The organism is Nocardia sp. NPDC004278 (assembly GCF_053602975.1).
In genome coordinates this window covers 114,733-136,225 of sequence record NZ_JBSGEQ010000014.1, presented here as the reverse complement: position 1 = coordinate 136,225, position 21,493 = coordinate 114,733, and the positions used below count along the sequence as shown (strand labels likewise).

Annotated in this window: 19 protein-coding genes and 1 tRNA gene; 14 read left to right on the top strand and 6 right to left on the bottom strand. The window is 64.7% G+C overall.

Annotation, left to right across the window (positions count from 1 at the left end):
- The first annotated feature begins 164 nt into the window (after positions 1–164).
- The 5 genes from ACWEO2_RS22495 to ACWEO2_RS22475 all read left to right on the top strand — a co-directional run bounded on the left by ACWEO2_RS22495 (position 165) and on the right by ACWEO2_RS22475 (position 2,124).
- Positions 165–392 (top strand): hypothetical protein, encoded by a 228-nt coding sequence (locus ACWEO2_RS22495; RefSeq protein ID WP_452407098.1) that lies wholly within the window; start codon positions 165–167, stop codon positions 390–392.
- Entirely contained in the window at positions 392–703 is a 312-nt protein-coding gene (locus ACWEO2_RS22490; protein WP_452407097.1) for a hypothetical protein, read from the top strand. Before ACWEO2_RS22495 ends, ACWEO2_RS22490 begins: the two co-directional genes overlap by 1 nt.
- Positions 700–867, top strand: coding sequence for a hypothetical protein (locus tag ACWEO2_RS22485; protein WP_452407096.1), 168 nt, complete (start codon positions 700–702; stop codon positions 865–867). Before ACWEO2_RS22490 ends, ACWEO2_RS22485 begins: the two co-directional genes overlap by 4 nt.
- 596 nt (positions 868–1,463) lie before the next feature.
- Complete coding sequence (locus tag ACWEO2_RS22480; protein WP_452407095.1) at positions 1,464–1,751, top strand: hypothetical protein; 288 nt, start codon at positions 1,464–1,466, stop codon at positions 1,749–1,751.
- Positions 1,752–1,809: 58 nt separating this feature from the next.
- A complete protein-coding gene (locus tag ACWEO2_RS22475; RefSeq protein ID WP_452407094.1) occupies positions 1,810–2,124 on the top strand; it encodes a hypothetical protein in 315 nt (104 codons plus the stop codon).
- 107 nt (positions 2,125–2,231) lie between these two features.
- On the opposite strand, the gene ACWEO2_RS22470 is transcribed toward ACWEO2_RS22475, so the two are convergent.
- On the bottom strand, positions 2,232–2,558 hold the full coding sequence (locus ACWEO2_RS22470) for a hypothetical protein (RefSeq protein WP_452407093.1): 327 nt from the start codon (positions 2,556–2,558) through the stop codon (positions 2,232–2,234).
- A 309-nt stretch (positions 2,559–2,867) separates the two neighbouring features.
- Between ACWEO2_RS22470 and ACWEO2_RS22465 the strand changes: the two genes are divergently transcribed.
- A complete protein-coding gene (locus ACWEO2_RS22465) occupies positions 2,868–4,334 on the top strand; it encodes a pentapeptide repeat-containing protein (RefSeq protein WP_452407092.1) in 1,467 nt (488 codons plus the stop codon).
- Positions 4,335–4,509: 175 nt separating this feature from the next.
- Here ACWEO2_RS22465 and ACWEO2_RS22460 read toward each other — a convergent pair whose 3' ends face one another.
- From ACWEO2_RS22460 to ACWEO2_RS22440, 5 genes are all read right to left on the bottom strand, one after another.
- The gene (locus ACWEO2_RS22460) at positions 4,510–8,478 is read right to left on the bottom strand and encodes an NACHT domain-containing protein (protein ID WP_452407091.1); all 3,969 of its coding nucleotides are present in this window, start codon (positions 8,476–8,478) and stop codon (positions 4,510–4,512) included.
- 202 nt (positions 8,479–8,680) lie between these two features.
- A tRNA-Val gene (locus ACWEO2_RS22455) sits at positions 8,681–8,752 on the bottom strand.
- 32 nt (positions 8,753–8,784) lie between these two features.
- Positions 8,785–9,264: a peroxiredoxin gene (locus ACWEO2_RS22450; protein ID WP_452407090.1), complete on the bottom strand. Its 480-nt coding sequence runs from the start codon at positions 9,262–9,264 to the stop codon at positions 8,785–8,787.
- 71 nt (positions 9,265–9,335) lie between these two features.
- Positions 9,336–9,758, bottom strand: coding sequence for a DUF3052 domain-containing protein (locus ACWEO2_RS22445; protein ID WP_040688342.1), 423 nt, complete (start codon positions 9,756–9,758; stop codon positions 9,336–9,338).
- Positions 9,759–9,916: 158 nt separating this feature from the next.
- On the bottom strand, positions 9,917–10,474 hold the full coding sequence (locus tag ACWEO2_RS22440; protein ID WP_452407089.1) for a hypothetical protein: 558 nt from the start codon (positions 10,472–10,474) through the stop codon (positions 9,917–9,919).
- 297 nt (positions 10,475–10,771) lie between these two features.
- Here ACWEO2_RS22440 and aceE point away from each other — a divergent pair, with 297 nt between their 5' ends.
- The 8 genes from aceE (at position 10,772) to ACWEO2_RS22400 (ending at position 21,393) form a co-directional block, all read left to right on the top strand.
- Positions 10,772–13,591 carry a pyruvate dehydrogenase (acetyl-transferring), homodimeric type gene (aceE, locus tag ACWEO2_RS22435; RefSeq protein WP_452407158.1) on the top strand — a complete coding sequence of 940 codons (2,820 nt, stop codon included), beginning with the start codon at positions 10,772–10,774 and terminating at the stop codon, positions 13,589–13,591.
- An 11-nt stretch (positions 13,592–13,602) separates the two neighbouring features.
- Positions 13,603–14,937, top strand: a complete 1,335-nt coding sequence (locus tag ACWEO2_RS22430; protein ID WP_354959743.1) for a PucR family transcriptional regulator — start codon at positions 13,603–13,605, stop codon at positions 14,935–14,937.
- A gap of 128 nt (positions 14,938–15,065) precedes the next feature.
- On the top strand, positions 15,066–15,980 hold the full coding sequence (locus tag ACWEO2_RS22425) for an ACP S-malonyltransferase (protein WP_452407088.1): 915 nt from the start codon (positions 15,066–15,068) through the stop codon (positions 15,978–15,980).
- Between the two features lie 123 nt (positions 15,981–16,103).
- A complete protein-coding gene (gene acpM, locus ACWEO2_RS22420) occupies positions 16,104–16,403 on the top strand; it encodes a meromycolate extension acyl carrier protein AcpM (RefSeq protein ID WP_014982996.1) in 300 nt (99 codons plus the stop codon).
- A gap of 10 nt (positions 16,404–16,413) precedes the next feature.
- Entirely contained in the window at positions 16,414–17,664 is a 1,251-nt protein-coding gene (locus ACWEO2_RS22415; protein WP_354959745.1) for a KasA/KasB family beta-ketoacyl-ACP synthase, read from the top strand.
- 201 nt (positions 17,665–17,865) lie between these two features.
- Complete coding sequence (locus ACWEO2_RS22410) at positions 17,866–19,299, top strand: acyl-CoA carboxylase subunit beta (RefSeq protein WP_355185776.1); 1,434 nt, start codon at positions 17,866–17,868, stop codon at positions 19,297–19,299.
- 160 nt (positions 19,300–19,459) lie between these two features.
- The gene (gene dctA, locus ACWEO2_RS22405) at positions 19,460–20,869 is read left to right on the top strand and encodes a C4-dicarboxylate transporter DctA (protein ID WP_452407087.1); all 1,410 of its coding nucleotides are present in this window, start codon (positions 19,460–19,462) and stop codon (positions 20,867–20,869) included.
- A gap of 53 nt (positions 20,870–20,922) precedes the next feature.
- On the top strand, positions 20,923–21,393 hold the full coding sequence (locus ACWEO2_RS22400; RefSeq protein WP_452407086.1) for a winged helix-turn-helix transcriptional regulator: 471 nt from the start codon (positions 20,923–20,925) through the stop codon (positions 21,391–21,393).
- The last annotated feature ends 100 nt before the right edge of the window (positions 21,394–21,493 follow it).

The following is a 21,493-nucleotide window of genomic DNA, read 5'->3' as shown; positions in this document are numbered from 1 at the left end:
CGGTTGCGTACTAGCGCTTTTCCCACTGTCTTCCCATTGTCTTACCAACAGGACGCAGTCGATCACCTGCCCGAATCCGGCGAATGTAGAGCCAGGCCCGGCGCTACCGAAAACCTCTCCCAACAGCGCCAGGCCGCTCCAAACAACGACCCAGGGGGCAACGGATGGCGACAGGAACAGTCGCGCAGGCGGCAGTGCTGGATGTGCTTGAGCCCGGCGGAATGCTGACCGCCAGCCAGATCATGCGACAAACCCAACTCACGAGCTGGAGCACGCGGCGCACAATCGCTCAGCTGTCGGCCCGCGGATTGATCATGCCCACATTGCACCATGCGCGTTGGTCGATCACGCCGCGCGGACGCGCCGAACTGACCGGCACGAAAGAGCAGTGATGCGGGCACAGCCGACAGCATTCGCCTGGATCGATCCCGCTGTGACGACTGCGTCCGACTGGGACCATGCCCAAGTCCGGAGACTAGCGCGGCAACTCGGCTTCGTCCTGGTTTGGCCGCCGGAAATCACGCTGCTGCCGCTGGTCGATCAGGTTCGGGCGGCGGACGTGGATGCGGTGATCTCACCGTCTCCGGAGCACTTGGACGTGATCACGCTCCACGCGGTCATGTGCATCGCCGATGTTGAAACTGCCTGCCCGAGAATATCTTTTGCCCGTTGGGCTGCGATGTTTTCCGGGCGGCTCGGATGAGCAGCTGGACATTGTTCGGGCTGACAGTGGCGGTCGGCCTGCCGCTGGCGGTAATTCTGGGGACGGTGTTCTGGCCCACCCAGATTCCGAAAGACAAGTCGGTGGACGGGATTCGGCAGCGCATCGAGGACGAAGACAGCGACCGAGGTCGCGGCCCCAGCTGAATCGCCACAGAGAAATGGATCTGGTTGTGTTTCCGTTCGCTGTCGAACATCTCGGCCGTAAGCGCGGCATCGTTGGGGCGAGGCTGCCTAAGCGCGGGAAGCCCGACACCTCCAACCTGCTGAACTGTCACCGAAACGTAAGCAAGACAGGGAGATACGAACCATGCCAAAACCGGAAGCCTCCGACGCCCGCACCCGCCGCGCCGACCGATCGACAGGCGCACCGCCGCCGAAGGCACCGTGACCTATGCATTCCAGGTGGACTTAGGGCTCGAGCCGGATGGCAGGCGAGGTCGGCAGCGGTTCACCTATCCGACCAAGAAACAGGCACGCGCCGAATACCGCCGCATCACAACAGAAGTCGCGAACCGACTGTGCAGGAGCGGACCGCGAGGTCAGTTCGAGGTACGGAGATGACCACGTCGTGGCCTTGTCGCTACAAGAAGCGGCACCAGCGCTAATCGAGGCGGTAGCGAGGACCGATGAGCGCTTGTCGAGCGGTGCGTCTAGGTGTGGTATCTCGTGAGGCCGGACTCGAACCGCGGGCACCGCGTGGTGGATGCGCGCTGATCTGCCGATGTGACCCGCCTCGGCGTGTGAGCGCGGTTAAACGCACCGTCTATGCTGGTCCGATCCTCTGCGGCGTCTGTCAGAATGCGTTTCATGTCCCACCTGTCGATGAAGGTGGGTTGAGGGCAATGCATCAACAACAGGACTCCGCCGAGACCGGGCACATTGCGGGAGTGCTGTCCACTGCGATCGAGCACATGTGGAACCAGATCAGGCGACGCCACATCGACATCCGGGAGATGGTGATCACGCTCGCGTCGGGATCGACCGGCACGTACGGCGAAATTCGCGCCGAGCCGGTGGCGTCGAAGTAGCCAGTGGCTTCCCGAGTTGTTCCTCGGCACCGAAACACTGAGTGCCGGACCTCGCCATATGCTCGGTGTACTGCTGCACGAGGCGGCACACAGCCCGGTCTGGAACCGCGGCATCCGCGACACTGGCCGGCGCGCCCACCAATACCACAACAAGCGATACAAGCAGCTCGCCGAAGAACTTGGCCTGACAGTCCGCCGGCATCCGACCTGCGGCTGGTCGATCAGCAGCGTTCCAGACCAGACCGTCAACCGTTACCAGGGTGAAATCGCGGTTCTGGCAGCAGCAATCACAGCGCATCGACAGCTCGAACCCTCGGTCATCCGGCCGGGAGACGAGAACATTCGCCCTCGGCGAGGACAGCGGCAATCGTGACCGCAACGGCCGCCCGCTGATCTGTGGCTGTCTTGCAGCCCGCCGCATCCGTGCCCACAAAACGATCGCGGGCAGACCGATCCTGTGCGGCGTATGCCGAGGGCCGTTCACCTCACCCGGATCACGGCTGATCCTTGGCTGTACGTCGCCACACCGAGGTCATACCGCCGTGTGAACGCGGTCGAGTGGACCGGTGACCCGACCTTCTCGATGAAACCTTCTTTACGCAGCCGCAGAAGCATCGGCCCGAACCGGCGGGGCTCGGACAACTCTGGCCATCCGTTGGCGCGCATCGCGTTGTGCACGTGCGCATTGATGAACTCTGTCTGCACCGGCAACTCGAGGATGAACTTCTCGGCTGCCGCGAGATATTCGTCTGGATCGGACACGGTTGTCGGCTCTGCTTTCTCAGTCATCCCGATACCTCGATCCACTCATACCTCTGCCGCGAAATCGCCAGCAGTCATAGCCGCCCTCAATAACAGTTTGGCGGCCTTCGCGCGTTTTCACGGCGCATTCGATCGTTGACCTGCCACTCCATGTTTGGGCTCGAATCCCGTTGTGAACGGTGAGAATTCGTCGTCGCTAGTGGCGCACTCCGAATCTGCATGTAATGGCCGAAGCTACCTCGTCTTTCAAGCCACGTGTCCACGAGATTGGGGTGTTGCCCTCGTACGGCATCCTGAGCCAGCAGCCATACAGCGTGGTTGAGATGAGACTGGCGCGTGAGTCACGATCTTCGCATGACGTTGACACAGCCATGGGCGACTGTTATCGCAGCCGGGATGGCGGTGATCGCCGCAGTGATTGCGCTGTGTGGTGTGCTGCTTACCCGCCTTCAAAGCGAAAAGCAGTTCAGGCGATCTCATGCACTGGAGCACACTCGGTCGCTGCGCGAGCGCTACACGACTTGCGCCGAGCAGCTCGACGGCGGCCACACAATGATCCAGCAGGCCGGCGCCCGTGCACTCGCCCACCTGGCTGACGACTGGCATGCCTTTGGAAACGACGACGAGCGTCAGATATGTATAGATCTTCTCTGTGGCTGTCTGCGAGAACTCGACAGCCAACAAGCAGCGGCCGAGCCACCGACAGAACCAGCGTCGTCCGAGAGGACGGAGGTGCGGCCCTATCACGGAGTACGTGCGACGATCATCACTATCATCCGGCAGCGCACGCTGCGCGGTAACCGAGATTCGTCGAGTTGGCGCTCCTGCCGATTCGATCTCGCTGGCGTCGACCTGAGCGGCGCGGACCTGAGCGGCGCCGACCTGAGCGGCGCCAACCTCTGCAAAGCGCAGCTCGCCGGTGCAAAGCTCGCCGGTGTAGATCTCACCGGCGCTGACCTCCATAGTGCTGAGCTCCGCGACGCGGACCTCAGTAGCGCTGTATTTCACCAAACGAATCTCTGCAGCGCCAGGCTTGTTGGCGCTGACCTCACCCGCGCCCATCTTGCTGGCGCAATCCTCACCGGGGCCCGGCTGCGCGGCGTGACCCTTACCGGCACCAACCTCCGCAGCGTCGACCTCAGCGGCGCCGTCCTCGTTGGCGCTGACCTCAGTGGCTTCGACCTTCAATCCGCCAAACTCAGGGGGGCCGACCTTAGTAGCGTCGACCTGACTGGCGCCGACCTGAGGCGCGCCGATCTCACCGGCGTAGACCTCACTAGGGCCAACCTCAGCGGCGTCAACCTCATCGCGGCCGATCTCACCGGCGCCGACCTTAGGAACGCGAAGCTCGTAGGCGCGGGCCTCAGTGGCTTCCAACCCACCAAACTCATACGCGCCAACCTCGCCAACGCCGATCTCACCGGCGTCAATCTGTCCTATGTCGATCTCACCGGCGCCAGCCTCCTCCGCGCGACGCTCCGCGAGGCCAAACTCATACGCGCTTGCCTTCACGGCGCCATCCTCACCGGTGCCGAGCTAATCGACGCCGATCTCACCGACGCCGATCTCACCAACGCCAAGTTGGCCAAAGTCCCGCTGAATCACCCGACCCTCGACATTCGCCTCGGCTTCGCCGGCGACCCTGATCTCCCCAATGCCGACCTCACCGGTGCGAAACTCATCCGCGCTTGCCTGCATGGCGCCATCCTCTACGGCGCCCAACTCATCCACGCCGATCTGACCGACGCCGATCTCAGCGGCATCCATTTCACCGATGCAGACTTCACTACCGCCGACGACATTGCACTGGCACCCGAGTAGCGCTGGCCACGGCAGCTGATAGCAGAGGCGCTCAGCCGTCAGGGATGCGAGACCAGGGGCAGATGCCAACTGGTTCCGTGCCAGAAATGCTCGGTTGGGTGGCGCGCCGCGTGCGCCCTCTCAGGAGGGCGGAACGGGGAAAACGGATCTCAACGACCGGTCGAGGCTATCGCGCTCATGCTGTCGGGCCGATGTCGAAGACGACGACCTTGATGTGTTTGTTCGAGAGATGACGCTGCGCTTGCACGCGCAGCTCCTCGGCCAGTGCATCCGGGTCCGGATGCTTCTTGTGCCATGACGAGGGCCTCAGTTCGCAAGCGGTCCAGTAGACGATGTAGATGCCGTGCGTGAGAGCGGCAGGTTCCATGTACCGGCCGACGAGTTGATCATCGATCGCGGTCAGCAGTTCGTCGTTGTTGACCCGCTTGGCTTCAAAGATCACCCGTCCAAGGTCAACGCCTCCGGAAGTGGCCGTGATGTCGATGCGGGTGCCAACGCCAGCGGCTTTGGGGCGGGTCACCTGTATCTCTCGATCGACGACGACGTGAGGCCGGAGCCGCAGGCGAAGCTGCTCCGCCAACCAATCGGAGATGGTGTCCTCGCCCTTCGGCTTGGCGCCCTTGGCGCCGGGTTCGCCGTCCCACAGGCTTCGAAAGGTAGCGCGCCCGCGGACGTCTTGTTGGATCTGATCGAGCTGTTCGAGCAGAACTGTGAGTAATCCGGCGCTGTTGCGGATCAGCCGGGCGTCCCCACGGGCGAGCAACTTCATGAGCGTGTCCGGCTGCAAGGGCCGCCAGTATGCCAGCGCCTCACGCATGCGCGCCTGCTGCAACAAGTGCCGGATCTGCTCGAGGTCTGCTACCGGACGGCCGTGCCCGAGGGCGGCCAGGTGAGAGGTCATGCCGCGACCGGCCATCGACTGCAGTAGACCCGTGCACAGCTGGCGAGCCGCCGGGGTGCGCTTAGTGGAGTCGTCGCTTTGTGCAGGATCCTCAGCGAAGGACAGCTCGTCGAGCAGTATGCCGGTCAGCGCGGCGAGTGAGGTGTCGGACAAACGTTCGGGATCGAGGTTGCCCAGACGCTCCACAGGGCCGAGCCGACCTTGCACGATCCACTCCGCCACCAGTTCGTCCGGTGCTAGCCTCGCAAGCGCGGTGAAGACCGCGGGAGGAATGACGTCTTCGTTCATCGCTGTCCGGGCGACGTCGAGCGCGATGTCAGGAGCGTGCTTGATGAGCACACTGATGGCCTCGTCGCGGCGGGCCACAGAGTTGTCGGCGTCACGCGCCACCTGCTGGACCACGGCCAGCAGGCGGCTGTCAGAGAAGTCGGCGAACGGGTGGTGTGCAAACGACGTGACGGCGGCCTGCTGCACCTGCTCGCGCAGCGCTTCATCGAGCGCGTCGTGCCCTGCCTCCGGCGCTGCGTCGCGGATCCACCGCTGCATTCTGTCCCCGCCCATGAAGGTCGGCATCCAGGTGATCACCTTGGCCCACGAAGCCCACGCAATGGGCTCGACGTCGGCCAGCAGGTCCGGACGGTGTGCAGCCAGGGTCGCGAGCAGGAACACTGCAGCCCAGTCAGGCATCACGTCATCAAGTGGCCACTGGTCCCTGCCCAGCCAGCGACCGAGGTCAGGCTGCCTGGCATGGAGGTAGACCAGCCCGATTCGCAGGAATTCCTCCTGCTCCTCGTAAGGCATCGTGGACCACATCGGCGTGCTCGTCAGGTCCCAGACGGAAAAAATCCCTGGGTGAGGGCTCGTCGGGTCACCGGCGAGCGCGACCACGGCATGCCACCAGTCGTCGACGTCCTCGCGTGCGCAAGCGAGGGCATCGCGCAGCAGTCGTGATTCGAGCGCCGTCGGGAAACGTCTCTTGTTGTTTCTGGTGCGGGCGGCCAGCCAGTGGGGGCGCGAGGAGATCTCTTGATGTCCGTGGAAGGCCGCGAGCACTTCATATGCCGGATGGTCCTCGTCTGTGTCAAGAATGCGCTCGGCCGACTCGGCGTCGGTCACTTTCCAGGCCAGGTGGCTCAACGCCGCTCGAGCAGGCCCGAGCGCCTCGGGTGGGGCGGTGCGTATCCAGTCGATCAGCCACCCGATGTCTTCCGGCGTGAGTATGCGCAGGTCGAGGACCGTGACGAAGGCGTGCTCGTGAGCCGTCAGCGCTGCGGTGGCCATGGCACGGCGTATTGCGGGCTCGTCGTTTGTCTGCCATGGGAGAGCTTCGCCGCGGAACGTCCGCTGCCGCGAGAGTCGCTCGCTGCCCAGCGCTGCGCCGATCACTGCAGCACTCGCCGGATCCCTCATCTTCCATGCGCGCCGCAGAAGCCCGCCGATCAGACGGTCGAAGACGTCGTCACCGCGCTCGGGTCGGCGGCGCAACGCGTCGGCCAACGTAGAGAGGACATCCTCACCGGGAACGAGCGAGGGCAGCTCGCCGAGTAACCGGTAGTAGTCACCGATGTAGTTCGGTGTGCGTCTGGGCCTCAACGCGACTCGGATGGATGCGAAGTCCACGGCGTCAGGCAGCATCGCTCGCAGAGCCGCTGCGAGGATCTCGTCGTCGGGGTCCGCCTCGGAACCCAGATCCAGCAGCGGCGCCAACTCAGCCATCCGGTCTCGCGGCGCGACTTCGGCAAAGGCCTTTATCGCTTCGGCTCGCATAGGGGCGGGCCAGGACGACGAGACGGCGATCTCGAGTAGGTCGTCGGCGGCCTCGATCACGGCGCACTGGCGCGCGATGCGGCAGATCCAGAAGACGACCCAATGATTCGATGCGCCCTCCGCGGCGGCGCGGAGCTGGGTAGCCAGCCCGGGATGGGACAGAACGGAGGTGTCGGCGCGCCACCCCTCGTCGATCGTGCCGGCTGCAGCTCCATACAGCAGTGCGTCGACGACATACTTGCGAACCTGGTCGTCGACCAGTTCCAGTCCAGCCGTGCTCAACAATTGTTTGGCGTTGTCCGCGATCAGCGCGTTAGGAACCGGCGAGCCTGAAGCCAGGAGCCAGCCCAGCACCTCATTCATCGGTCCGGGAACCAGTCCGTTGACGTCGGCGCCCAGAACCGAGACGAGCCGCTGTCCGGCCACGCTACGGCGGGCGAGATACGCCGCCGCAAGGAACTCCGCGTAGGACTGGTGGACAAAGGCCACGGTGCCTTGCCCGGCCGCCGCAAACAGAGCGGTGCCGAGCACCTCGCGAATATCGTCGACGTTTAGCAAGGACCCGGACAGGTCCGGTTCGGTCTGAGTCGGTACCGAGGTCACCGCGAGCACGGACGCGTCGAGGCCACCGCCGGGCGCGGGCTGCGCCCCTGTGGGGCGTGGCGTGACAGGACGGAGCGCGAAGGTACCCACTCCGCAGAACATCGATATCGCCGCCAGCCGCTCGGTGATCAGAAGGCGGCGGTGGTCATCGACCGTTCCGGGTAGACGGGTAGTGCTGGTCTCGGTCAGCATGCCGGTGACGGCATGTCGCATGGCCTCCGATCGGCTCGCAGGCATTTGGCCCGACATGCGCCAGTGATCCAGCAGGTTCAAGGCGTGCAGTGGGTGGGCGAGCAGACGCGTGAGACGGGCGTGCTCGACCGCCGCCAGGAATTGGTCGGTGTCGGTGCCAGCTATCTCCCGGATCTCTGCCAGGCTCAGAGGAAGAAGCTCGAGCTCCTTGAAGCCGGGCAGGGCTGTACGCAACCCGTCTGCCAGGTCGACCGTCCATGAAGCGGGTCTGCAAGCGAACCGCCATGCCATGCGGTTGGATCCGGGACGGCTCAGGAGCTTGACCAGCACGTATCCAATGTTGGAGTCGACCTGGAGCGCCTCATCGACAGCGTCGACGAAAACGGTTCTTCCAGACGGGTCGGACGGCGAGGACTCGCTCGAAGACAGGGTGCCGAGCAACTCGGTGAGAGATCGTTGGCCGTCCAGCCGAAGGTCGATCGAGATACTGCTAGGCTCGCAGCGCTTCAGGTCCTCGACCAGCGTGGTCTTGCCGGCTCCGCCCGGCGCGAGCAATACGTAGGAGTTGCAGGCACCGATTAGATCCTCGGCCCGTCGAGGGAGGACACCTGGGTACCAGTCGCGGCTCAGCGTCGCGGAGTCAAGGAGTCCATGCTCGGTGCGCGGGATATTGCTCTTCACCGGTGCCACCCATCGGGCCACCGTCTGGCGCTGGGGCGGCGGCTCGCCTGTCGCCCCGTCCTGGAGTGGCAAGGGTTCTTCGGGACGCGTCATGACACTTGCAGCATAGGTCTCGGGAGGCGTGCCCCACGTTTGCCCCATGAATCGAACTGCACGAGCCAGGCTGCCCCATGAAAAACAAGGTCTATCTCGGTGTTCTTTGTGGGCGCAGAGGGGTTCGAACCCCCGACCGCTGGTGTGTAAAACCAGAGCTCTACCACTGAGCTATACGCCCGGGATCCGTCGGTGGGTTACCGACGGGCCGGTCTAGGACTCTAGCGCGGCGAGCGCTTTCTCCCAAGCCGCCTGGTCACGGGGCTCGCCGGGGCCGTTCATTTCGGCGAAACGGATGACGCCGTCGCGGTCTACGACGAAAGTGCCGCGGTTGGGGTAGCCGGACTTTTCGTTGAAGACGCCGTAGGACTGGGCGACGGCGCCGTGCGGCCAGAAGTCGGACAGCAGCGGGAAGATGTAGCCCTGTTCGGCGGCCCAGATCTTGTGGGTGGGCGGCGGGCCGACCGAGATGGCGAGTATCTCCGCGTCGTCGTTCTGGAACTTGGGCAGCTCATCGCGCACCTTGCACAGCTCGCCCTGGCAGATCCCGGTGAAGGCGAGCGGATAGAACACAAGCAGCACGTTCTTCTTGCCGCGGTAGTCCGAGAGCGTGACGTCCTGGTTGTTCTGGTCCCTGAGCGTGAAATCCGGCGCGACAGTGCCGATTTCCAGCGGGCCAACCTCGAGTGGCATCACTGATCCTCCATCGTGTCGGGCTGCACCGGGCGGTGGGAACACCGCCCGGCGAAACCATAGCGAAGCGGTCAGCGCTGTTTCGAGGGTGCCTTGGGCTGCACGAGGCGGCTGCCGGACCAGGCACCGAGGCTGATCGCCGACGTTTGCGTCAGACCCGCGGTGGGCGCCGCTTCGGCGATATCGCTCGGATCGACATGACCAGGTTGCCCGGTTTTGGGGGTGAGTACCCAGATGAAGCCTTCGTCGGCCAGCGGGCTGATGACTTCCATCAGCTCATCCGCCAGATCGCCGTCGCCTTCACGCCACCACAGCAGTACGGCGTCGACGACCTCATCGGAGTCTTCGTCGACCATCTCCCCGCCGCTGGCCTCTTCGACGTCGGCTCGCAGGTCGTCGTCGGTGTCCTCGTCCCAGCCCAGCTCCTGGACAACCATGCCGTGTGTAATGCCAAGCTTCTGAGCGTAATTCTGCGCGTCCGCCGCGGCGACCACGGTGGTGTCCTCCTCAACTCCAGACAATAGTTAGTTGCAAGCGAACATGGTTATCGCCTCGAGCGCAAGCTGATCGGAGGAAATACCCACGGAATGTCGCATGACAACCTCGTGCCATCGACCGATTATCGCCACCCGCACTCGGTTCGTGGGATGAATCAGCGTTTCGGGCATGCGTCCTTGACCGCATTGCGTGCGTCGTTGACCCGTTTGCTGGCGTCGTTGAGCGCGCCGACCGGCGCGGTGTAGGTCATTTTGCGGGTTTCGGCGGCCAGCTGCCGGGCGGCGGCGACGTATTCGGTGAATTTCGCCTGCAGGTCGGCCGGTAGCGCGCCGTTGGCGTTGTTCACGCCGGTCTCGACCTTGGTTGCGGCGTCCTCGAGCGTCTTGGCGGCGGTATCGCGCTTGGCGTTGTAGTCCGGCGCGTTCGCATCATGGGCATCTATGAACTCGTTGTACTTCGAGACGCCGACGCCGGTAGTTGTGGGGAATTGACCACAGTTGTCGCTGATCGCCTGTGCCTGTGCCGCGGCCTTGCGCGAGGAGGTGGCCGCCGCGGAGGACGAGGCCGCCTCGGTCTTGTAGGCGGCTAGTTCCGAGGCATTCGGATTGGCAACGCCGTCAACGTGTTTCGCACACCCGGCGACGGTAAGGCCGATCACGACCGCCGCTGCCGCGCACACCGCTCCGAACCCGCGTGGGTCCAGCACCTTCATCGTCCTCCCGGCTCCTCTTTATTGTCGGCGGTACTCGACTCACGTTCCCTGCGGAACCGTACTGTAGATGCCCCTGACATGATGACCTGGGCCACATCTTCCGCAAGGATGGAGGTGCGCCCGAACCTAACGTAGACGGGTGGTCCGCCAACCAAGCGTGCCCATCCGGGGAAACAGACGCCCATCAGCTTGTTCACCCCTGTACGAGGAGCAGATTTGACCGACCTGATCCACTCTTCCGCACCAGCGAAATCCGCTGGTGACAACTCCGCGCCCGGCGATCCGAACGGATCGCACGTGCCGCCGACCGGCGGGCGGGTGCGGGTGATCCGCGAAGGGGTGGCGTCCTACCTACCGGACATCGACCCGGAGGAAACCTCCGAATGGCTCGAATCGTTCGATGACATGCTCGACCGGGAAGGTCCGGGCCGCGCGCGTTACCTCATGCTCCGGCTGTTGGAACGCGCCGGTGAGCGTAGGGTCGCCATTCCATCCCTGACCTCCACCGACTACGTCAACACCATTCCCACCGAGAACGAGCCGTGGTTCCCCGGCGACGAGGAGGTGGAGCGACGCTTCCGGGCCTGGATTCGCTGGAATGCGGCGATCATGGTGCATCGGGCGCAGCGTCCCGGAATCGGTGTCGGCGGTCACATCTCGACGTACGCGTCCTCGGCGGCGCTCTACGAGGTCGGCTTCAACCACTTCTTCCGCGGCAAGGACCACTCCGGTGGCGGCGATTCGATCTTCATCCAGGGGCACGCCTCGCCGGGCATCTATGCCCGCGCGTTCCTCGAGGGCCGGTTGAGCACCGACCGGATGGACGGCTTCCGGCAGGAGTACAGCCACGGCGGTCCGGGGCACGGCCTGCCGTCGTACCCGCATCCGCGGCTGCTGAACGACTTCTGGGAGTTCCCGACGGTGTCCATGGGCCTGGGCCCGATGAATGCCATCTATCAGGCGCGGTTCAACCACTACCTGCACGACCGCGGCATCAAGGACACCTCCGATCAGCACGTCTGGGCCTTCCTCGGCGACGGCGAGATGGACGAGCCGGAGTCGCGTGGACTGATCCAGGTGGCGGCGAACGAGGGTCTGGACAATCTCACCTTCGTCATCAACTGCAACCTGCAGCGTCTCGACGGGCCGGTGCGCGGCAACGGCAAGATCATCCAGGAACTGGAGTCGTTCTTCCGCGGCGCGGGTTGGAACGTCATCAAGGTCATCTGGGGTCGCGAGTGGGACGCGCTGCTCGGCGCCGACCGCGACGGCGCGCTGGTGAATCTGATGAACAGCACCCCCGACGGCGACTACCAGACCTACAAGGCCAATGACGGCGCCTACGTCCGTGACCATTTCTTCGGCCGTGACCCGCGGACCAAGGCGCTGGTGCAGGACCTCTCGGATCAGGACATCTGGAACCTCAAGCGCGGCGGTCACGACTACCGCAAGGTCTACGCCGCCTACGCGGCCGCGATGGCGCACAAGGGTCAGCCGACGGTGATCCTGGCCAAGACCATCAAGGGCTACACCCTCGGCAAGCATTTCGAGGGCCGCAATGCCACGCATCAGATGAAGAAGCTGACCCTGCAGGACCTCAAGGACTTCCGTGACCTGCAGCGGATTCCGATCTCCGACGCCGAACTGGAGAAGGATCCGTATCTGCCCCCGTACTACCACCCGGGTATGCAGGCGCGTGAGATCCAGTACATGCTCGATCGTCGCAAGGCGCTCGGCGGGTTCCTGCCCGAACGGCGCGCGGCGGCTAAGCCGCTGCAACTGCCGGGCGACGAGGCGTACCGGTCGGTGCGCAAGGGTTCCGGCAAGCAGAACGTGGCCACCACCATGGCCCTGGTTCGGCTCATGAAGGAGCTGTTGCGGGACAAGGAGATCGGCAAGCGGATCGTGCCGATCATTCCGGACGAGGCCCGCACCTTCGGTATGGACTCGTGGTTCCCTTCGTTGAAGATCTACAACCGCAACGGGCAGTTGTACACCTCCGTCGACGCGGAATTGATGCTTGCCTACAAAGAGAGTGCTGTCGGGCAGATTCTGCACGAGGGCATCAACGAGGCCGGTTCGACCGCGTCGTTCACCGCGGCGGGCACTTCCTACGCCACTCATGGCGAGCCGATGATCCCGCTGTACATCTTCTACTCGATGTTCGGCTTCCAGCGCACCGGCGATGGATTGTGGGCTGCCGCGGATCAATTGGCGCGCGGTTTCGTACTCGGCGCAACCGCCGGGCGAACCACGCTGACCGGTGAGGGTCTGCAGCACAACGACGGCCACTCGCTGCTGCTCGCCTCCACCAATCCGGCCGTGGTCACCTACGATCCCGCGTTCTCCTTCGAGATCGCGCACATCGTGCGGGACGGCCTGCGCCGGATGTACGGCGGCGGCACCCCGCAGCCCGGTCCCGGCGCACTGCCCGGTACGCATCCGCACGGGTCCGCGGGCGAGTTCGGCGGCGAGGACATCTTCTACTACATCACCCTCTACAACGAGCCGTATGTACAGCCCGCCGAGCCCGACGATCTCGATATCGCCGGACTGCTCAAGGGCATCTACCTGTACAAGCGCGGCGGCGAGGGCAGTGTGCGCGCGCAGATCCTGGTCTCGGGCGTCACGGTGCCCGACGGCGTGCGGGCCCAGGCGCTGCTCGCCGAGGAGTGGGGCGTGCAGGCCGATGTCTGGTCGGTGACCTCATGGGGTGAGCTCCGCAAGGAGGCCCTCGACAAGGAGATCGCCCAGCTGCGCAATCCGGGCACCGACGCCGGGGTCCCGTATGTCACCCAGGCACTGGCCGGGGTCGATGGTCCGTACGTGGCCGCGACGGACTGGATGCGTGGGGTGCCGGACCAGGTCCGCAAGTGGGTTCCCGGCGACTTCACCACGCTCGGCACGGACGGTTTCGGTTTCTCCGATACCCGTCCCGCCGCGCGCCGGGTCTACAACGTCGATGCGCAATCGATCGTGGTCGCCGCGCTGGCCGCACTGGCACGGACCGGCAAGATCGATCCCGCGAAGGCCACCGAGGCCGCGGTCAAGTACCGCATCGATGATGTCGACGCCGCGCCGAAGTCGGCTCCCGGCACCGAAGATGAACTCGCATAGCGGACGATTGGATGGTGGAACGTAAACCGCCGCGGCCGCGTCGGATCTCCGAAGGCTCCTCCGAGCACGAGGTGTATCTGCCGACGGGCGCACTCTCACCGAACCGGCAAACCCGTGACCCGCTTCCGGACACGCTGCTCAAACGCGTGAAGCAGTTTTCCGGACGCCTCTCCACCGAGGCGGTCGGGTCCATGCAGGATCGGTTGCCGTTCTTCGCCGATCTGGACGCCGCGCAGCGCGCTGGCGTGCAGATGCTGGTGCAGACCGCGGTGGTGAACTTCCTGGAATGGCTGCAGGACCCGGAAAGCGATATCCGGTTCAGCCTGGATGCCTTCCAAGTGATTCCGCAGGATCTGGCGCGGCGGCTGACGCTGCGCCAGACCGTGGATATGGTCCGCGTGGCCATGGAGTTCTTCGAACAATGGCTGCCCGCGCTCGCGCGCAATGACCGGCAGCTGGTCGCGCTCACCGAGGCGGTGCTGCGATACGGGCGTGAGCTCGGCTTCGCGGCCGCCTCGGTGTACGCGAGCGCTGCGGAATCGCGTGGCGCGTGGGATACCAGACTGGAGGCGCTCGTCGTCGATGCCGTGGTGCGCGGCGATTCCGGTCCGGACATGCTCTCGCGGGCCGCGACATTGAACTGGGACGCCACCGCACCGGCGACGGTGCTGGTCGGCACCCCGCCGGGGGATCAGGGCGTATCGATGGTCGGTTCGGTGCACACCATCGCGGCGCGGCACGGCCGCGCGGCGCTGGCCGTCGTCCAGGGCTCGCGACTGGTCATGGTGGTCAGCGGAAATCTCGGCGATACCTCTTATGCCTCACCATTTCTCGCGGATCTGCTGGCCGAGGTGTTCTCCGACGGTCCGGTGGTGATCGGCCCGACCATGCGGACTCTCGGCGCGGCACATGCCAGCGCGGTGGAGGCGCTGGCCGGAATGGAGGCGGTGGTCGGCTGGCGCGGGGCCCCGCGGCCGGTGCATGCGGCGGAATTGCTGCCCGAGCGCGCACTGCTGGGCGATCGAGCTGCGATCGACGCGTTGAACGAGTATCTTGTCCTTCCGTTGGCCGCCGCGGGTTCCTCGCTGGCGGACACACTCGAGGCCTATCTGGACGGCGGTGGCGCTGTCGAGACGTGTGCCCGGCAGCTGTACGTTCATCCAAATACGGTCCGCTATCGCCTCAAACGGATAGCCGAGATCACGGGCCGCGATCCGATGAATCCGAGGGATGCGTATGTACTCCGGATCGCTGCAACAGTGGGTCGTTTGACACGAACCCGTAACGAACCGTCAACACCTGTCCCAGAAGTCACTCAATACTCGACGGGTAACGAAGGGCTGTAACGGATTCGGCGAACCGGTCGATCGGGACACGCCACATGGGATTTTGTGGGACCCCCACAAAAGCGAGCAAAAAGGTTCATTCGCGTCGACATCTCGTGCGGCGCACCTCACAGTGTTCTCTTAGAGGTGTGATCGCGTTGTTCGCCCCTGGACAGGGGTCCCAGACACCCGGCATGCTCGCGCCTTGGCTCGACCTTCCAGGCGCGCCCGATCGCCTCGCCATCTGGTCCAAGGCCTCCGGCCTGGATCTGCTCCGTCTCGGCACCACCGCGACGGCTGAGGAGATCACCGACACCGCCGTGACCCAACCACTCGTCGTGGCCGCGGCCCTGCTGGCCTATGCCGAAATCGAGCCGGAGTCGCTTCCGGCGGCTACCATCGTTGCCGGACATTCGGTCGGTGAGCTCGCCGCCGCCGCGGTCGCCGGAGTCATCTCCGCCGACGAAGCGGTGACCTTGGCCGCCATCCGCGGTGCGGAAATGGCCAAGGCGTGCGCGCTGGAACCGACCGGCATGTCAGCGGTGCTCGGTGGCGATGAGGCCGCCGTGCTCGCGCGGCTCGAAGAACTCGACCTGGTCCCGGCCAACCGCAACGCAGCGGGGCAGATCGTGGCCGCCGGACGTTTGACCGCCCTGGCGGAACTCGCCGCTGACCCGCCCGAGAAGGCGCGGGTGCGTGCGCTGCCCGTCGCGGGGGCGTTTCACACCGCGTTCATGGCCCCGGCTCAGGACGCTGTGACGGATGCCATAGCCAAGATCACGCCGAACGAGCCGACCCGGACCCTGCTTTCGAACTTCGATGGCAAGCCGGTCGCCTCGGGTGCCGATGCGGTCGCTAAGCTCGCGGCGCAGGTCACCCGGCCCGTCCGGTGGGATCTGTGCACCGAAACCGTGCGACAGGCGGCGGTTTCAGCCGTGGCGGAGCTGCCACCGGCGGGCACGCTCGTCGGTATCGCAAAACGGGAGATGAAGGGCACGCCAACCATGGCCCTGAAGACCCCCGAAGACCTCCCCGCGTTGGCCGGGCTCAGTACTTCCGGCTAGCTTTCCCCCGGCGATTGTGTAACCAAATGCACGATCGTGACCGAGCAGGCGGTAACCATCGGCCCGCTCGATTCGAAAAACAACAGTGAAGCCCTACAAAGTAGATAAGAAGGGAGCCACGAAGTGGCCGCTCTGACCCAGGAACAAATCGTCGAGGAACTCGGCAAGATCATCGAAGAGGTGACCGGTATCGAGCCCTCCGAAGTGACGATCGAGAAGTCCTTCGTCGATGACCTGGACATCGACTCGCTGTCCATGGTCGAGATCGCGGTTCAGACCGAGGACAAGTACGGCGTAAAGATCCCGGACGAGGATCTGGCCAGCCTGAAGACGGTCGGCGACGCTGTCGCCTACATCCAGAAGCTCGAGGCCGAGAACGCTGACGCGGCCGCGGAGCTCAAGGCCAAGTTCGACGCCGAGTAGGGCCGACACTGTGACCACTCCTTCCACCTTGAACGGGAACTTCCCCAACGTCGTCGTTACAAGCCTGGCGGCGACCACGTCGATCGCTGGTGATGTCGATGCGACGTGGAAGGGACTCCTCAACGGCGAGAGCGGCATCGACGTTCTCGAGGATTCCTTCGTCGAGGAGTACGACCTTCCGGTCCGCATCGGCGGTCACCTGAAGGTTCGACCCGACACCCTGCTGAGCCGTGTCGAATGTCGGCGCATGGCCTACGTCGAGCAGCTCGCGACCGTTCTCGGTCGTGAGGTCTGGCAGAACGCGGGCAGCCCCGAGGTCGACCCGGAGCGTCTGGGTGTGGCGATCGGTACCGGACTCGGTGGCGGTGATGCGCTCATCGACTCGGTCGACAAGCTGAAGAACGGTGGCTATCGCAAGATTTCGCCGCTGGCAGTTCAGATGGTCATGCCGAATGGTCCGTCGGCCGTCGTCGGCCTCGAATTGAAGGCCAGGGCAGGAGTGGTCACTCCGGTCTCGGCATGCTCATCGGGCTCCGAGGCCATCGCCAATGCATGGCGAATGATCGTCATGGGTGACGCCGATATGGTCGTCACCGGTGGCGTGGAGGGTTTCATCGATGCGGTGCCGATCGCGGCATTCACCATGATGCGCGCGATGAGCACCCGCAATGATGATCCGAAGGGGGCCTCGCGTCCGTTCGACAAGGATCGCGACGGTTTCGTCTTCGGTGAGGCCGGTGCGCTGATGGTCATCGAGACCGAGGAGCACGCCAAGGCACGTGGTGCGACGATCCACGCGCGGCTGCTCGGCGCCGGCATCACCTCCGACGGCTTCCACTTGGTCGCACCGGACCCCACGGGCGACGGTGCCGCACGGGCGATGACCAGGGCGATGCAGACCGCGGGTCTGACGCCGAAGGACATCACCCACATCAATGCCCACGCGACCGCGACTCCGATCGGCGACACCGCCGAGGCGAACGCGATCAACAAGGCCGTGGGCAACCACGCTTCGGTGTACGCGCCGAAGTCGGCACTCGGGCACTCGATCGGCGCCGTCGGTGCGCTCGAATCGGTGCTCACCGTGCTCAGCATCCGGGACGGCCTCGTGCCGCCGACGCTGAACCTGGAAAACCAGGATCCGGAGATCGATCTGGATGTGGTGCACGGCGAGGCTCGCCGCCAGGAGATCGAGTACGCGATCAACAACTCGTTCGGTTTCGGTGGGCACAATGTCGCGCTCGCCTTCGGTCGGGCATAGCCGCTCGGTAACCGATTCAGTCTGTGCGGAGCCCCGACATGGTTGCGCAAGCTGCCGCCTCCGGGGCTTGACCGCACAGACTGGCTGACTGCACAACGATCCCGGTGGGGTCGACCAACGCCAAAGTCGGTCGACCCCACCGGTGTTCGACATACGCAGCCGCGGTAGCGGCGCACTGCCTTGAGGTGAGGAGAAAACGCGATGACAATTGTGGCTCCCGCGTTTCGACCAGAAACTGCGACCGATCCGCGTGATCCGCTCGGTCGGCTCCAACGCTTCTTCGACCCAGGAACCGTTCTGCCGCTGCACCCGCGCGACAAGTCCGGCGTGCTGGCCGCGATCGGCGAGGTGGATGGTGTCCGCACCGTTGCCTACTGCTCCGATGCCACCGTCATGGGCGGCGCGATGGGCGTGGAGGGCTGCAAGCACATTGTCGACGCGATCGATACCGCCATCGACTCCGGCATTCCGGTAGTCGGCATCTGGCATTCCGGCGGCGCTCGCCTGGCCGAGGGTGTCGAGGCGCTGCACGCGGTCGGGCTGGTCTTCGAGGCCATGGTCCGCGCGTCGGGTCTGGTACCGCAGATTTCGGTGGTGCTCGGCTTCGCGGCCGGTGGCGCCGCCTACGGTCCGGCGCTGACCGACATCGTGATCATGGCGCCGGAGGGGCGGGTCTTCGTGACCGGTCCCGATGTGGTGCGCAGTGTGACCGGTGAGCAGGTCGATATGGCGACCCTCGGTGGTCCGGAGACGCACGGCAAGAAGTCCGGTGTCACCCACATCGTGGCCAATGACGAGGCCGATGCGCTGCACCGCGGTCGTCGCCTGGTATCGATGTTCGCCGAGCAGGGCGAATTCGATCTGATCGCCGCCGCACACGGTGACGTCGACCTGAAGGCGATGATGCCGGAGTCGGCCAAGCGCGCCTACGACGTGAAGCCGATCGTCCACGAGCTGCTCGACAACGTCGACGGTGAGTCCTCGTTCGAGGAGCTGCAGGGTGGTTACGCGCGCAGCATTGTCACCGGTCTCGGACGGCTCGGCGGGCGCACCGTGGGTGTGCTGGCCAATAACCCGATTCGCCTCGGTGGCTGTCTGAACTCCGAAAGTGCCGAGAAGGCCGCGCGTTTCGTGCGGTTGTGCGACGCGTTCGGTATTCCGCTGGTGGTGCTTACCGATGTGCCCGGGTACCTGCCGGGTGTCAGCATGGAGTGGGAGGGTGTGGTGCGCCGCGGTGCCAAGCTGCTGCACGCGTTCGCCGAGGCCCGCGTCCCACGCGTCACGCTGGTGACCCGCAAGATCTACGGTGGCGCCTACATTGCGATGAATGCCCGGTCGCTGGGCGCGACCGCGGTGTACGCCTGGCCCGGCTCCGAGGTCGCCGTCATGGGTGCCAAGGCCGCGGTCGGCATCCTGCACAAGAAGGCACTTGCGGCCGCGCCGGAGGACGAGCGTGCGGCGCTGCACGAGCGTCTGACGGTCGAGCACGAGCGCATCGCCGGTGGTGTCGAGCGGGCGATCGCGATCGGTGTGGTGGACGAGGTCATCGACCCGGCCAAGACCCGCAGCACCATTGCCGCGGCATTGGCGGCGGCGCCGGTGCGCAAGAGCCACCACAAGAACATTCCGCTGTAAATCCAGTAGCGGAAGCGGGTCTCGGGATTTTCCCGGGGCCCGCTTTTCGTTCGTAATGTTCTCCGCGTCCGACCTGGGGTGACGGGCATATATCGATCGGGTTTCCGCTCAGCAATATTGTTGAAACTTTGGTGATACGCATCGCTCGTACGTTGCGCGCATGAGCGTGACGATCGAATCCGCCGCATCGACAGACCCGGTGCGCAAACCGCCTTGGTACCGTTCGCTTTTCCTGCAGCTGCTGGTGGCGATCGTGGCCGGAATTCTGGTCGGCAAGCTGTGGCCCGACTTCGGTGCGGATCTCAAACCGCTGGCCGATGGGTTCATCAAGCTGATCAAGATGGTGATCGCGCCGATCATCTTCTGCACGGTGGTACTCGGCATCGCCCATGTGGGAGATATGAAGGCGGTGGGGCGGATCGGGGTGAAGGCCCTGGTCTACTTCGAAGTGATCACGACCTTCGCGCTGCTGTTCGGTCTGGTGGTGGGCAATCTCGTAGAACCGGGGGCGGGATTTCATGTCGACGCGCAGACGTTGGTGACCGGTGCGGAGAAGATCGCGAAGACCACCAAGAACGGCGAGCTGCCGCATACCGTCGACTTTTTGCTGAATATTATTCCGGCGTCGGTGATTTCGGCATTTGCGGAGAATGCGCTGCTGCAGGTGTTGTTCTTCGCGGTGCTGTTCGGGTTGGCGTTGGCCAAGTTCGGGGAGCGCTCGGGGATGGCGGCCGACGCAGTCGGCGGGGTGGGCAAGCAAGTGCCGCCGGTGATTCTGGAGGCTGTGGATCATATCGGGAAGATTTTCTTCACGATCATCGGCTGGATCATGAAATTGGCGCCGATCGGTGCGTTCGGGGCGATGGCCTATATCGTTGGGCAGTACGGACTTTCCGCGCTGAGCAGTTACGGCAAGCTGATCGCCTGTTGTTACGGGGCGGCGGTGCTTTTCCTACTGGTGCTCGCGGTGGTGGTGCGGGTTTTCGCGGGTGTGAGCCTGTGGAAGCTCATCAAATACATCAAGGATGAGCTGTTCCTCGCGCTCGGCACCGCGTCGACCGAGGTGGTGCTGCCGCGGATCATGATCAAGCTGACCGAGGCCGGATGTTCGCGGGCCACTACCGGGCTGGTGATACCGACCGGGTACTCGTTCAATCTCGATGGTGCGACGCTATATCTGTCCATCTGCGTGCTGTTCCTGGCGCAGGCGCTCGGTGTGGATCTGAGTCTCGGGGAGCAGATCACGGCGGTCGGCGTGTTGATGTTGACTTCGAAAGGTATGGCGGGGGTTCCGGGGTCGTCATTCCTTGCGCTCTCGGCGACGATCACCGCCATCGGGCACGGGTCGATTCCGGTGGCGGCGGTCGCACTGTTGCTCGGGGCCGATCGGCTGATGGATTCGATGCGGGTCACGGTGAATCTGCTCGGCAATTGCGTTGCGACGTTTGTGGTGGCGAAGTGGGAGGGGCAATTGGATTCGGAGCGAATGCGCAAGGTGCTGGATGGAGAACAGGTGCCGCCGTTGCAGGACGCTGATCCGATGGTCGCGTATTCGGCGGAGGCGGGCTGAGGAGCGGCGGGGAAAGCCGCCGCCGGGCAACGACCGATCGGTAGCATCGACAGGTGCGCTACGAGGAACTTGCCGATGAGCCGTGTTCGATCACGCGGCCCCTGGTGATCCTGGGCGACCGCTGGACCTTGGTGATCCTGAAGTACGCGTTCGCGGGCGTGCGGCGCTTCAACGCGTTCCAGAGCGCGCTCGGTATCTCTCGGAGTCGGCTACAGGATCGCCTCGACCGGCTGATCGAACACGGAATCCTGGTCAAGCAGAAGGCGGCCGTCGGCGCGCACGAGGAGTACCGGCTGACGCCCAAGGGCCACGATATCTACCCGATCCTGATGGCGATCCGGGACTGGGGTGATACATACATGGCCCCCGACGGGCCGCCGGTCGCATACCGGCACCGCGGGTGCACCGGCGAGGCGCATGTCTCCCTCCAATGCGATTGCTGCGGCGCCGAACTCACCGCTCGGGATATCACACCGGAACCCGGCCCCGGAATGGCGGAGACGCCCGGACGTCAGGCGGGTTGACCGCCTCGGATTTGGCTCGCGCATACCGAATGAGCGCCTCGCAGGTTGTGCCCTGTGCGAGGAGCTCATTCGGTATGCGGCAGCTCGATTGTGCACTGAG